Source organism: Synechococcus sp. J7-Johnson, from assembly GCF_024345795.1.
Lineage (GTDB): Bacteria > Cyanobacteriota > Cyanobacteriia > PCC-6307 > Cyanobiaceae > Regnicoccus_A.
Genome location: NZ_JAGQBU010000015.1, coordinates 50,307 through 62,975 on the forward strand (window position 1 = coordinate 50,307; position 12,669 = coordinate 62,975).

13 protein-coding genes are annotated in these 12,669 nt (G+C 66.0%); 4 read left to right on the forward strand and 9 right to left on the reverse strand.

The features are described 5' to 3' along the window. Nucleotides 1-29: 29 nt before the first annotated feature. Nucleotides 30-224, reverse strand: coding sequence for a hypothetical protein (locus tag KBY93_RS09380; protein WP_255094071.1), 195 nt, complete (start codon nucleotides 222-224; stop codon nucleotides 30-32). A 152-nt stretch (nucleotides 225-376) separates the two neighbouring features. On the opposite strand from KBY93_RS09380, the gene KBY93_RS09385 reads away from it, so the two are divergent. Then, nucleotides 377-1,000, forward strand: a complete 624-nt coding sequence (locus tag KBY93_RS09385) for a hypothetical protein (RefSeq protein WP_255094072.1) — start codon at nucleotides 377-379, stop codon at nucleotides 998-1,000. Here KBY93_RS09385 and ligA read toward each other — a convergent pair. Together ligA and KBY93_RS09395 are read right to left on the reverse strand one after the other, a co-directional pair. Next, nucleotides 971-3,082 (reverse strand): NAD-dependent DNA ligase LigA, encoded by a 2,112-nt coding sequence (ligA, locus tag KBY93_RS09390; RefSeq protein WP_255094073.1) that lies wholly within the window; start codon nucleotides 3,080-3,082, stop codon nucleotides 971-973. The two genes, KBY93_RS09385 and ligA, sit on opposite strands and share 30 nt — an antisense overlap. A gap of 20 nt (nucleotides 3,083-3,102) precedes the next feature. Next, complete coding sequence (locus KBY93_RS09395) at nucleotides 3,103-3,525, reverse strand: hypothetical protein (RefSeq protein ID WP_255094089.1); 423 nt, start codon at nucleotides 3,523-3,525, stop codon at nucleotides 3,103-3,105. 104 nt (nucleotides 3,526-3,629) lie between these two features. Between KBY93_RS09395 and KBY93_RS09400 the strand changes: the two genes are divergently transcribed. The 3 genes from KBY93_RS09400 to KBY93_RS09410 all read left to right on the forward strand — a co-directional run bounded on the left by KBY93_RS09400 (nucleotide 3,630) and on the right by KBY93_RS09410 (nucleotide 5,553). After that, nucleotides 3,630-4,172 carry a SprT family zinc-dependent metalloprotease gene (locus KBY93_RS09400; protein WP_255094075.1) on the forward strand — a complete coding sequence of 181 codons (543 nt, stop codon included), beginning with the start codon at nucleotides 3,630-3,632 and terminating at the stop codon, nucleotides 4,170-4,172. A 209-nt stretch (nucleotides 4,173-4,381) separates the two neighbouring features. Then, the gene (locus KBY93_RS09405; RefSeq protein WP_255094077.1) at nucleotides 4,382-4,990 is read left to right on the forward strand and encodes a hypothetical protein; all 609 of its coding nucleotides are present in this window, start codon (nucleotides 4,382-4,384) and stop codon (nucleotides 4,988-4,990) included. A gap of 41 nt (nucleotides 4,991-5,031) precedes the next feature. Further along, on the forward strand, nucleotides 5,032-5,553 hold the full coding sequence (locus tag KBY93_RS09410) for a DUF1269 domain-containing protein (protein WP_255094079.1): 522 nt from the start codon (nucleotides 5,032-5,034) through the stop codon (nucleotides 5,551-5,553). Nucleotides 5,554-5,579: 26 nt separating this feature from the next. On the opposite strand, the gene KBY93_RS09415 is transcribed toward KBY93_RS09410, so the two are convergent. From KBY93_RS09415 to KBY93_RS09440, 6 genes are all read right to left on the reverse strand, one after another. After that, entirely contained in the window at nucleotides 5,580-6,119 is a 540-nt protein-coding gene (locus tag KBY93_RS09415; protein ID WP_255094080.1) for a hypothetical protein, read from the reverse strand. A 91-nt stretch (nucleotides 6,120-6,210) separates the two neighbouring features. Next, nucleotides 6,211-6,846 (reverse strand): chorismate lyase, encoded by a 636-nt coding sequence (locus KBY93_RS09420; protein WP_255094081.1) that lies wholly within the window; start codon nucleotides 6,844-6,846, stop codon nucleotides 6,211-6,213. A 103-nt stretch (nucleotides 6,847-6,949) separates the two neighbouring features. Further along, nucleotides 6,950-7,918 carry a hypothetical protein gene (locus KBY93_RS09425; RefSeq protein ID WP_255094082.1) on the reverse strand — a complete coding sequence of 323 codons (969 nt, stop codon included), beginning with the start codon at nucleotides 7,916-7,918 and terminating at the stop codon, nucleotides 6,950-6,952. A gap of 11 nt (nucleotides 7,919-7,929) precedes the next feature. Next, entirely contained in the window at nucleotides 7,930-9,918 is a 1,989-nt protein-coding gene (mnmG, locus tag KBY93_RS09430) for a tRNA uridine-5-carboxymethylaminomethyl(34) synthesis enzyme MnmG (protein ID WP_255094083.1), read from the reverse strand. A gap of 4 nt (nucleotides 9,919-9,922) precedes the next feature. Further along, nucleotides 9,923-10,756, reverse strand: a complete 834-nt coding sequence (locus tag KBY93_RS09435) for a sterol desaturase family protein (protein WP_255094084.1) — start codon at nucleotides 10,754-10,756, stop codon at nucleotides 9,923-9,925. Nucleotides 10,757-10,863: 107 nt separating this feature from the next. After that, complete coding sequence (locus KBY93_RS09440; RefSeq protein WP_255094085.1) at nucleotides 10,864-12,216, reverse strand: peroxidase family protein; 1,353 nt, start codon at nucleotides 12,214-12,216, stop codon at nucleotides 10,864-10,866. Between the last annotated feature and the right edge of the window lie 453 nt (nucleotides 12,217-12,669).

Below are 12,669 nucleotides of genomic sequence, written 5' to 3' on the forward strand. Positions count from 1 at the left end.
CGCTATTAATGCCGGAAGAGGTTCGTTATTCAATGCTGGCTCGGCGCCCTTTGCGGTGCCTGGCTGGGCAACCGCGAATCGCGGATTGCGGCGATCAGCACAAACCAGGCCAGCCGCAGCTTCGCTGCCAGCCCAGGGCGGGAGGCGAGTTCGGCGTACTTCGCGCGGCCACACTCTGATTTGATCCAGCGGTGAATGGCCGGTTCGCTGAGAGGAGCGTTCATGGGGATATTCGACTCGTTAATAGAGCCCGCTCTTTGACGGAGTCTTGCTTCTTGACCACTCTGGCGTGCGCCACCCCTGCTCTGGGCAGACCCTGGGCAGTCCCGGCACGATGCGGCCACCTGCCTGCGGCTGGAATCAGCCCCGACTCCTGGTGCGCCTCCGCTCAGCTGCCCTCGTCGTTCTGCTGGCGCCGGCACCGGCGCTTGCTACCCCCTACGCGGCCCTCTGCGGCGACGGGCCGTGCACGATCCGCCTCGATGCCAGCGGCATCGAAAGGCCTTCGGGGTTCATCCCTGCAGGCCGCATTGCCCAGTGGTTCAGCGACAGCGAGCAGCGTCGCGGCAACGGGGTCGGGAATGCGGTTGCAGGCGCCGGCAACCTCCTGGTGACGTCCGCGGCCTACGCGGCACCGCTTGCCCTGGGCTCCAGCTATGTGGCGGCACCGGTGGGTCTTGTCAGCGGCCTGGTGCGTGGGATGTTCTCCGGTTTCCGATCGGGCGACAGCCCTGACTTGAGCTTCAACGTCGTCGGTTATGACCCCAGCGGGCAGAAGATCACCCATCAGTTCCGCTTCGTGAACCCGAAGCCGGCTGGCCGCGTAAGGGCCGCGTTGCCTCTGGTCAGTGGGCTGGCGATGGGGCAGACCCGGTCACTCGATGCACTGCTGCCTGATCGGCTCGATTTGATCGACCCAGCTGCCGCTCCTTTTGCCGATCCCACTTCAGTTCAAGCCCCTGCGCCAGCGTTACGATCCGCTGGCCAGCAAGGCCCGTAACCCCGCTTCATCCAGCACCCGCACCCCCAGGCTTTCGGCCTTCGCCAGCTTGCTGCCGGCTTCCTCACCGGCCACGAGGTAGCTCGTCTTCTTGCTCACGGATCCAGTCACCTTGCCGCCGGCCGCTTCGATCAGCGCCTGGGCCTGGCTGCGGCTGAGGCTCGGAAGGGTTCCGGTGAGCACGAAAGTGTGGCCGGCGAGCGCTGCTCGATCATCCACGCCCGTGGCCTCCACGCCGCCGTTCGTACTGGCCGCCAGCTCCCCTTCGCCGGCGGCCATGGAGATGCCCAGCTGCTCGAGCTGGTCCAGCAACCCCTGGTTGGAGGGGGTGGCGAACCACTGCTGCAGCGACTGGGCGATTTCGCCGCCGATGCCGTGGATCGCGGTGATCCGCTCGGGTGTCTGCTGGACGGCGCCGGAGAGCTCAGCCGCGCTCGGGAAGCCCTTCGCCAGCAGCTTGGCGTTCACCGTCCCCACATGGTGGATGCCGAGGCCGTAGAGCTGGCGATGCCAGGCCTGCTGCTTCGAGGCCTCCAGGGCTGCCACCAGATTCGCCGCCGACTTCTCCCCCATCCGCTCCAGACTGGCCAGCAACGCCGCGTCGAGGCGGTAGAGATCGGCGATCGAGGCCACCAGGCCCCGGTCCACCAGCTGTTCAATCAGTTTGCCGCCGAGGCCGTCCACATCCAGGGCCCCCTTGCTCACCCAGTGGCGCAGCGAGCCGCGCAGGATCGCCGGGCAGCTGCTGTTCACGCAGCGGGTGGCGGCCTCCCCCTGCTCCCGCACCAGCGGTGAGCCGCACTCCGGACAGCTGGCGGGTAGCTGCAGCGGCGCGGCCCCCGGCAGGCGCAGTTCGCTCAGTACCCGCACCACCTCGGGGATAATCTCACCGGCCTTGCGCACCACCACTGTGTCGCCGGCATGGAGATCGAGCTCCTCGAGCCGGTCGGCATTGTGGAGCGTGGCGCGGCTCACCGTGGTGCCGGCCAGAGGCACCGGCTGGAATTCGGCCACCGGTGTCACCACCCCCGTTCGCCCCACCTGGGCCACCAGGCGCAGCAGCCTGCTTGGCGCCTCCTCGGCGGCGTACTTGAGCGCGATCGCCCAGCGCGGCGCCTTCTGAGTGAAGCCGGCATCGGCCTGCAGACGCAGGTCGTCGAGCTTCACCACCACCCCGTCGGTGGCATAGGGGAGCTGCGCCCGCCGCGTCTCCCAGCCGCTGAAGAAGGCCTCCACAGCCGCCAGATCAGGGCAGAGGTCGGCATTCGGATTCACCCGGAAGCCGGCGGCGGCCAGCCATGCCAGCGATTCCCACTGACTGCGGGGCCGCGCGGGATCGGCCCCGACCGGACTCCAGTCGTCCGGCAGGTGGAGCGTGTAGGCGAAGAAATCGAGCCGCCGGCTGGCCACCACGCCCGGATCCAGCTGGCGCAGGGTGCCGGCGCAGGCGTTGCGAGGGTTGGCGAAGAGGGGTTCACCGCGGGCCTCCCGTTCGGCATTGATCGCCGCGAAGGTGCCGTCGGGGATGAAGGCCTCGCCGCGCACCTCCACCCATGCCGGCGGCCGCTCCAGCTGCAGCCGCAGCGGCACGGCCTGGATCGTGCGCACGTTGGCGGTGATCTCCTCGCCGCGCTCACCGTCGCCGCGGGTGGCGGCCCGCACCAGCACCCCCTGCTCGTAGCTGAGCGCAAGGGCGTTGCCGTCGATCTTCAGCTCCCCCACCATCGGCAGGCGCGGCTGGGGCTCACAGGCCTCCTGGGTCCGGTCCAGGACCTTCAGCAGCCGTGCAAACCAGGCTTCGAGCTCTTCGCTGGAGAAGGCGTTGTCGAGGCTGAGCAGCGGGATGCGGTGCTCCACGGTGCCGAAGCCGTCGGCCGGCGCGCCACCCACCCTCCGGGTGGGGCTGTCGGGGCTGACCAGCTCCGGATGGGCCACCTCCAGGTCGAGCAGTTCGCGGTAGAGGCGGTCGTAGACCGGATCCTCCAGCTCCGGAGCATCGAGCACGTAGTAGGCGTGAGCGGCACGATTGAGCAGGCGACGGAGCTCCTCGGCCCGGCTCGACTCGGCGGCGGTGGGCGGCATGGCAGGCCGGCGCCCCGGTCTCAGGCCGCGGCCAGTTTCTGGATCCGCTCCACCCGCCAGTTGTCTTCCACTTTCACGAAGGTGAAATCCAGGGGCAGTTCATCCTTGGCTTCGGATTTGAGCTTCACGGTGAGGATGATCTGGCCCTCCTGCAGCCGGGGCCGGCCCGATTTGAGGTTGCGGTACTTGTTGAGCTGCAGCCCCGCCAAAAAGCGGATGAACTGCTGCCGGTTCACATGCGAGCGGTAGTTCTTGGTGGTGAGCAGATAGGCGCCGTCGATCTGGCCCGAGGCCACCTGGGTGAAGAACTGCTTGAGCAGCGGGTTGATGCCGCGGGCGCTGATCACCAGGCGCACGGCGGTGTAGGTCCAGTAGAGGAGCAGGGCGGTCGCTCCGGCCAGCAGGGCCTTGGTGCCGATCGTTTGGGCCAGACCCCAGTCCATCGTCTGCATGCGCACGTTCAGGTTGGAGAGTCTGACCGACGGCCCGGCCACCTCGGTGGCGAACCCTGCACACTGGGCGCACGGTTGAGCCACCTGCCTGCGGCATGCCCCTGGCGCCCCTGCTGCCCCTGTTCCATCGCCTCGACCGGGAGCACTTCGGCGGCGCCCTGGCTCCAGGCGGCCGCGCCCTGCTGGATCTGCGCTGGAGCGACGGGCGCATGAGCCGCACCGCCGGCCTCTACCGTCGCGGCCGCCGGCGTGATGGCTCCGGCCTGTGCGAGATCGTGCTCTCGCGGCCGGTCCTGGCGCCCCTGCCCGCCAGCGCCACCCTGGGCACTCTCTGCCACGAGATGATCCACGCCTGGATTGACCGCGTGCTGCAGGCGTCTGAGGTGCACGGTCCCCACTTCCGTGCGGCCATGGCCCGGATCAACGCCGCCCAGGGGGAGTTTGAGGTGAGCCTGCGCCACCACTACCCGCTGCCGCTGGCATCGGCCCCCTGGATCGCCCGCTGCCCCTGCTGCGGCGTCAGCGCGGCCTACCGCCGCCGGGTGCGGGGCCTGGCCTGCCGGCTCTGCTGCGAGCGGCTGCATGGCGGCCGCTGGGATGCCAGCTGTGCCCTGGTGTTCGAAGCGCGTGCGGCCTAGGGTTCCGCCAATCGGCCGGGGCCCGTGGATCTGTTTCTGTGGGTGCTGCAGGGAGGGGGGGTTTCGATCGCCCTGCTGGGTCTGGGCCGAGAGCGCTGGATGAGGGCCCACCGCCTTGGCCTGTCTGATTCGTGTGCGCGGCCGATCGTCGGCCGTTGAGTGGCCGTTAAGGTCGGATCACATCGATTGCGATGGCACAGGCGAGGGCCATGAACGGTTCGGGTGATCCTCCCCGCCGGGGACGCCGCCGCAGCGGCGGTTCTCTGGATCAATGGATGTCGGCGGGTCGGCAACTGGTCGATGGTGTGGCAGGGGCTCGCCCTGGCTCGCGTCCCCAGGCCCGTGGAGCCGAGCGTCGAGCCGGTGGCCGCCCGGGCCTGGAGGGTCTGGGCCGCTGGGTGGAGAACCGCATCGACTGGTTCCTCGAAGGTGACGACGACTGGCCGGAGCCCTGGCAGGAGCGGGCTGAGATTCCGGAACGAAGAAGGCCTCCGCTGAACTCAGATGTGGCGCCCTGGCAACCCCAGAGCGAGCGTCAGGCTCAACCGCAACCGCAACCGCAACCGCAACCGCAACCGCAACCCCAACCGCAACCCCAGCCGCCGGCCCGGGCGTCGGCGCCTGCGGAAGGGATTCGCCGTCCCCTGGAGGCCATCTCCCGCCGCACGGCCCCCCTGCTGCCTCCGTCCCGGGGCCAGTCCTCCGTTCAGCCGCCGCCTGCACCGTTCGAGCCGCCACCGCAGCCGGAGACCAGCGGGGAACTCCCCCCTGGAGCCCGGCCTCTGCCTCGCTCCAGCCGGCGGCCCCGGCGTGAATGAAGCCCTAGCCTGAGCCTCAGTTCCGACATTCCCCAGCGTCCATGAGCAACCTGATCGTGGTGGGTTTCCCCAAGGTTGATGAGGCAGAAGCCGTGCGCAAGGAGCTGGTCGCCATCCAGCAGGAGCATCTGATCTCCCTCGAAGACGCCGTGGTGGTGGAGCGTGATGCCGATGGCCAGGTGCAACTGCGTCAGGCGATCAACCTCACCGCCGCTGGCGCCCTGGGCGGTGGTTTCTGGGGGTCGTTGGTGGGGCTGCTGTTCCTCAATCCCCTGCTCGGTGCCGCAGTCGGCGCCGGCATGGGAGCGGCTTCAGGCGCGCTCAGCGATCTGGGCATCAACGACGGCTTCCTGCGGGAGCTCGGTGAAACCTTGCCCAAGGGCAGTGCCGCCCTCTGCCTGCTGGTGCGCGATGCCACGCCTGATCGCGTGGTGGAGCGCCTGCGCAGCTTCGCGCCCCACGCCAAGTTGCTGCGCACCAGCCTCAGCCACACCGATGAGGCCCAGCTCAACGAGCTTCTGGAGAACAGCCGCAAACAGGCTGAAGCCCTGCGCCTGGGCTGAGCGCCCCGGAGCAGGACGCTCAACGCTCAATGGCTAGGGCGCACCCTGCTGCGGCCAGGGGCCATCTGGCTGTGGTGCTGGGCGGACTGCTGGGGCCTGGAGGGATGGTGGCTTACCTGGAAGTCCCATCCTTTGTCCTGCAGCTGACGGTTCACGGCCCCCACCAGCTCATGGGGAAGATCTTCCGCCATCTGCTCGGCGGAGGTGGTGATCGAGGGGGTGCCCTGCTTCAGGGCCCAGAGCAGTTCCGCCCACTGCTCCACCAGGGTGGGCTGTTTGACGTGCCGTTCAGAGTCACCCTCAAGGACGGCAGCGCAGCCTCTCTGCTGCCAGAGGGTGGCACGACCCCGTTGCAGGCCCTGGCCACTGGCCTGGGCCAGGCCTAGTTGCAGTGCCCGCTCGGTGGGTCGGCCATCAAGCTGGCGCAGCCCGGCCTGAATCAGCAGGCGGCCGCAGCTCACGGCTGAGAGGCCGAGGGAGCGTCCCAGGTCGGTGAGGGAGATCCACTGATCCCCTGATTCAGCGGGCCCGTGCCCGCCTGGGGTCCCAGGCATGGTGGTCGTCATCGTCGAACAGGTGAAACCGATGCGGCCATCCTGTTCAGATCGCCCGAAAGCGCAAGTTGTCAAGTGGAAACCGCCACAAGTGGTGACGGTTTCATAAAACTTTATGGAGATCTGCGTTGTGCTGGCTGGGGCCAAGCCAGCGCTCCAGTGCTGGTGAGAACACTTCCCGGATCACCGTGAGTTCCCGTCCCTGCCTGAAAAAGCGGTAGTGGCGGCTCCAGAAGGGACCCTGGGCGGCGAATCCCTGCTCCAGCCAGTCGGCGTTCACCTGGGCCAGGCCGTCCACTTCCCGAAACAGCTCCGCCCGCTCACTGGTCAGGCTCAGCCAGATGGGCTGCTGCCGGTCGCGCAGAGACTCCTCGGCCTCCGCCTGATTCCACCAGCTCTCGGCCCAGGCCAGGGCCTGGCCGTTGCAGCGCAGCCACACCTGCCGCAGCAGCAGGGGTGGGACCAGTTCCGCCACCTCGGCGGGCCGAGTCTGGGCGGTATCAGGGCCTGGTCCTGGGCGCCGGAGCTCCTGCTCTGGTCCCATGGCGATCAGATCAATCGTGACCTGCCTGCCGGTGAGCAGGTGCAGATGGCGGGTGGGACTGCCGTCGCCGAGGAGCAGCAGTTTCCAGGCGCCGCTGAGCTGGGCTCCGGCCCGGGCCTTGAGCACCTCGCTGATCGGGGCTTCCCAGAGCGGTGTCGGGGAGACCGATGGCCTGGTGAGCAGGGAGTCAGCCATCAGGCTCAGCTCGGGTTATTCAGGCTAATGAGGGCCGAGAGGGCATTTGGACGACGATCCAGGAGCCTGACCTACGACGTGTGGCTGGTCGGGAGCCTGAGCCTCAGAAGCCTCCGCTGATGCTCACTCGTTGCTGTTGGCCGTTGCGCTCAATCACCACGGAGTTGCCGCTGGCCGAGCGCAGGCGCCAGCCGGTGGAGCCGATCGCCTCCCCCACCGCTGCGCTGGTTGAGCTGCCGCCCATCTGGAAGATGGCGGAGCCACTCTGGCCAGGTACCTGCACAACCCCCACCAGCTCGGGGGAGCCACTCTCCGCTCCAGCCCCGCCGCCATCATCTGAGGGACCGGAGCCGCTGGCTGCTCCAGCTGTCGGCATGGCGGGGGCTGGTGGAGCCCTCCGCGTGATCGTGCCACTGACGGGAACCCGCAGCGGCGGTGCGGATGAGGCACGGGAGGTGCTCTCCAGCGGCTCCAGTTCCTGCACCCAGGCTTCCTCAGGAGGCGGAGGCGGCAGGCCGTTGACGGCGCCATCGACCGCATCGCCAGGAGGCTGGGTGGTGGCGGCGGCCGTGGTTCCAGGCTCGGCAGCCTCCAGGGGGCCCACCGAGCGCAACCGCTCCAGCAGTTGCAGGGTGCGCTCCTGTTGAAGGGCGATGCTCGCCTGGGTCCAGCCCCGCCAAACAAGCAGGGTGCTGCCGGCCCCCAGCACCGACAGGAGCGCCATCGATATCAGCAGTGGACGCTGCTGTGGGGACCGTGCCGCTGCTGAAGAGGGGGCTGCGGAGCTACGGGTCCTTGCTACGGATCGGCTTCCAGGCCTGGCTGACTGCCGCAAGCACGGTGGCGCTTCGTGCACCACCACATCGATGGGTGCGGGATCGCAGCCAGGCTCCATGGCCAGGTTCGGCTCCGGCTGATGCGGGTCGCGGCTGTAGCCCTCGAGGGTCAATCGCTCCCCAGAGCGGATCCCCAGGGCAGGCAGACCGGAGGAAAACACGCGGTCCATCACCTGCTCGGCCTTCAGCTCCCAGAACGCGCGGGAGGAGGAGATGGGACGCGGATCACCGCCCATGGCCGATGGGCTCAGGAGCCAAGCCCGGTGAGTGTACCGGCAGTTTGCTGATCGGACAATCGTTCCTGCTGAGCCCCACGGCGGCGGTGCAGCTCCAGCCACAGCAGCAGGGCCGTGGTGTCAGCCGGGCTCACCCCAGGGATGCGGGAGGCCTGCCCGAGATTGAGCGGTCGCACGGCGGCGAGCTTCTCGCGGGCTTCCTTGGAGAGGGTGGCGATGGTTGTGTAATCGATTCCCCCCGGGATCGGCCTCTGGTCCTGCTTGCGAACCTGATCGATCTGTTGTTGCTGGCGGGCCAGGTAGCCGCTGTATTTGAGGTCGATCTCCGCACCCTCACGCACCCCATTCGGCAAGCTGGCCTCCGCCAGGCCCAGCTCCACCAGATCATTGCTGTGGAAGCCGGAACGGCGCAGCAGATCGGCGAGGGTGATCGATCCCTTGATCGGTGCGCCCGAGCGAGCCTCCACCTCGGGCGCCACCGGGTCACTGACCTTGAGCCGCACAGTTTCTAGGCGCTGCTTTTCGGCGGCGATGGCGGCCTGCTTGGCCTCGAACAACCCCCAGCGGCGGTCGTCGATCAAGCCCAGCTCACGGCCCAGCGGGGTGAGGCGTCGGTCGGCGTTATCACCGCGCAGCACCAGACGGTATTCACTGCGGCTGGTGAGTACCCGGTAGGGCTCATGCAGGTCCTTGGTGACCAGGTCGTCGATCATGGTGCCGATGTAGCTGCCCTCCCGCGGGAAATGGACCGGTTCCTGGCCCCGCAGCAGCCGGGCGGCGTTGAGGCCAGCCACCAGCCCCTGGGCGGCGGCCTCCTCGTAGCCGGTGGTGCCATTGAGCTGGCCGGCGCTGAACAGACCCCGAAGCCGCTTGGTCATCAGCGAGGGCAGGCACTGGGTGGCGGGAAGGTAGTCGTACTCGACCGCGTAGGCCGGACGCAGCATCACGCAGTGCTCCAGGCCGGGGAGGGTGCGCAGCAGCTCCAGCTGCAGCCGCTCCGGCAGGCCGGTGGAGAAGCCCTGGATGTAGAGCTCAGGGGTGTCGCGGCCCTCCGGCTCCAGGAAGATCTGGTGGCTCTCCTTGTCTTTGAAGCGCACGATCTTGTCTTCGATCGAGGGGCAGTAACGCGGGCCCTTGCTGTCGATGAAGCCGCCGTAGATGGGGGTGAGGTGGAGGTTGTCGCGGATGAGCTGGTGGGTGGCGGCGGTGGTGCGGGTGAGATGGCAGGACATCGGCTCACTGCTTACCCAGGCGGCTGGATCGAAGGAGAAGAAACGGCCATCGGCGTCGCTGGGCTGCTCTTCGAGCTGATCAAGGCGGACGCTGCGGCGATCCACCCGGGCCGGGGTGCCGGTCTTGAGTCGGTCGGTGCGGAAGCCGAGGGCCTGCAGCGCTTCGGTGAGCCCTTCAGCTGCCTGCTCGCCGGCGCGGCCGGCGCTCATCGACTGGTTGCCCACCCAGATCTGGCCACCAAGGAAGGTGCCGGCGGTGAGGATCACGGCCGGCGCGGCATAGACGCTGCCGAAATAGGTGCGCACGCCGGTGATCCGGCCCACCGCTCCGTGTCCTGCCACGCTGGGGTCGTCTCCATCCAGCTCCACCTCCAGCCCCGTGACCATCGCCTCGCGCAGCTGCAGGTTTGGCGTGTGCTGAAGCAGCTGCAGCATCTGGCGGGCGTACTGGCGCTTGTCGGTCTGGGCGCGCAGGGCCCAGACGGCCGGGCCGCGGCTGGCGTTGAGCACCCGCTTCTGCAGGGTGGTGGCATCGGCGAGGCGGCCGATCACCCCGCCGAGGGCATCCGCTTCATGCACCAGCTGGCTCTTGGCCGGACCGCCCACTGCCGGGTTGCAGGGTTGCCAGGCGATGCGATCGATGTTGAGGCTGAACAGGGCCGTGGAGATCCCCAGCCGCGCCGCGGTGAGCGCCGCCTCACAGCCTGCATGGCCGCCACCGACCACGATCAGCTCGAAGGTTTCGCTGGGGGCTGCACTGAGGGCCATCAGGTCAATGTATGGCGCTCAGATCGTTGGGGGATTCCATGGAGGCGTCGTAACTGGAATCTTCGGTGCCTCCGATCCGGTCCCAGTGCGTGAAGTAGAGCCCGAAGTGCACACCCGGATGGCGATGGTGCAGTGAATGGTGGGCAGGTCCGATCACCCAGCGGCCCAGCCAGTGGTGGGGGAATCCGCTCGGCAGACGGTCAAGGCCGAGGTGATTGACGATCGCCCAGATCGTCATGGTGCTCAGTACAGCCATCAGGGTGATCAGGTGCAGCGGCACAAGCATCACCAGGAGCACCAGCACCAGCGCCTGCAGGATTGCTTCAGGAAGATCGAAGGCGAAGGATGTCCAGGGGGTGGGCTGGTGCGTGCGGTGGTGACCGTGGTGGCACCAGGAGTAGAGCCAGCGGTGGTGCATCAGGCGATGGGTGGCGTAGTAGATCCCGTCCTGAAGGATCAGCACCACGCCGTAGCTGAAAGCGAGGTACCACCACCCGTAGGTGTCAGGCCTGGCATAGAGACGAGTGAGCCCATGGCTTTGTAGCGCCAGCACGGCGACGGTGGCCAGAGCGAACACGGCGGCGGATAGCACCGAAAGGAAAATGTCGGCGCGGATGGCATCGGCATTGTGGTGCGACTGATGTGGCTTTTTGGTTTCAGGTGGCTTGGTTTCAGGATCTGTTGCGGTGGTGCGGGCATACAGCCACCACCAGGACCCACCGGCCAGCAAAAAGTAGCGGGCCAGAATGATGCCGAAGAAAACAAGTCCGTAGAACACGAAGGAGTGACCACCGAGTGAGCGGATTAGTGTTTCGGTATCGATCTGGGCGATCGGCATGGACTGGTTGGCCTTGCGGCAGCGTGGACACCCAGTCTAGAGGCCTGCGCCGGTCTGAACCGCTACGGGTTATGGGGAGCTATCGGATTCTGCACCTCCTCTAGCCTTCAGACTCCAAGTCTGGCCAGGATCGGGGAGCCAGCCGGCAGGTTGCGACGCACCAATGCCTCAATACTCTCGGTTGTCTGGATTAGCTCCAGTCCATAGGGTGTGAGGCTGTCGGCGGTGTGAATGTTCTTCGAGAGGAGTGGGTTGGTATAGATTTGAGTGAATGCATCGTAGGAAACCATCGTCAGCAGAAGGCTTCCAAACAGAGCTCCCGGCTGGGCGTCTTCAGCAAACAGGCCAATCACAAACTCCAGCGTGTCGATATCGCCGTAGAGAGCTTCCAGTTGCCTCGCCAAGACGCTGTTGCTGGTGAGTTCACTGAAGCTTCTGAGTCTTTTCAACCCGAATCTCTCGCGGTAAACATTATAGCTCTGCAGCCTGAAATCTCTACCCATTTTGATCGTCTGGTATTCCGACTCCATCAAGAAGACAGGATTGTTGCCCAGGCTGACTCGGCCTGCTGCCTGGGATGAAGCGTTGCTGATGATCGAGCCCACCCCAGTCTCTTCAAGCAGCTCATTATTCCAGCGATAGAGTGCGGCCTCTACTGGCGCTCCGTCTACGATCAATTCATCCGGCACCAGCCCATGCCAGCGGTAGAGAAGATCGAATTCCAGGGCGATCCAGTTGGTACGGTACCAGGATTGTTGCTCGGCAAAACCTGGATCAAACCGAAACAATCGTTCGCCGGTGATATGATTGATATAGTCTTCTACGGTCAGCTTCAGAAGCAGGCAGATATTAATCATCCTGGCCGTCTGAAACAGCCGTTCGTCAGCATCGTCCCAGCTTGAATAAATGTTGCTGAGCTCCTGGCAGATTCGGTTGTGTTCCCGGAGAAAGATCAAGCTGAGTGACACATAGCCCACCGATGAGTTGCCCCGCTCCAGGCCTGTGGCATAGAGTTTGTCCAGTCTTTTATTGAGTTGCTGTGGTGAGAGGCTGCCAGGGGGGAAGCTGCCCGCCAGAGAGGTTTTCGTCCATTCGGTGTTGCCATGCGGATAAAGGCCTTTGTCCCTGACGACCTTCCCATGTGCATCCAGGCAACTGTAGATCTCCTTTACACGCCAGTCACCAGCATCATTCCGCTCACCGAGATAATCTGGATACTCTTCCCCGTTGATGATCTGCGAGCGCAGGCGCCCGCCACTGCCACTGCGCAGGCATCGGGCTTCCTGTTCACTGAGGCCATAGATCTGGCAGAGATCCACATCATGGTTAGAAGTGTTCTTTCGTCGATCGGTGGGATCGATTCGCAGCACACTGTCGGTGAACCACTGGGCAAAGAACATGAACAGAACTGATGACCGGTCCGCCTGCATGGACTCCCCGCGGGCAAACAGGGAGGTCACGGGACCCCAACGGCTGGCCCCGACCCTCTCGTCAGCCGGCAGGGCGGCCACGCTGGCGGCGCTGGCTGGAGCAAGATGGCGTGCGGAAAAGTGACGATCGGTGAGAGAGGGCCAGGACGTGTAATCCGTGATCGGTCCATTTGATCTGTCTCCGGGTGCGGGGACGGCAGACCAGAGGCTGAAGGGTCATGGACGGGGCGTAGTGGAGCTGGCGATGAGGTTGGTGGCAAATCGATTGATCAGTGTTCCCAGCCAGGCGATCGAATTTGCCCAGGCGAGAAATCTTCTAATCAGGCGTGACCGCTGCAGAAGCGATAAGAACATTGAGGGAAGCTCTGATCAAGACGGCTTAATCCAAGCAACCCAGTCTCATTCTCGACAATGAGACGATCCTGAGCAAATTTTGCCTGCTTTTCGCTCACAGCAGTACCCACAAAGATGTCCAGTCAGTTT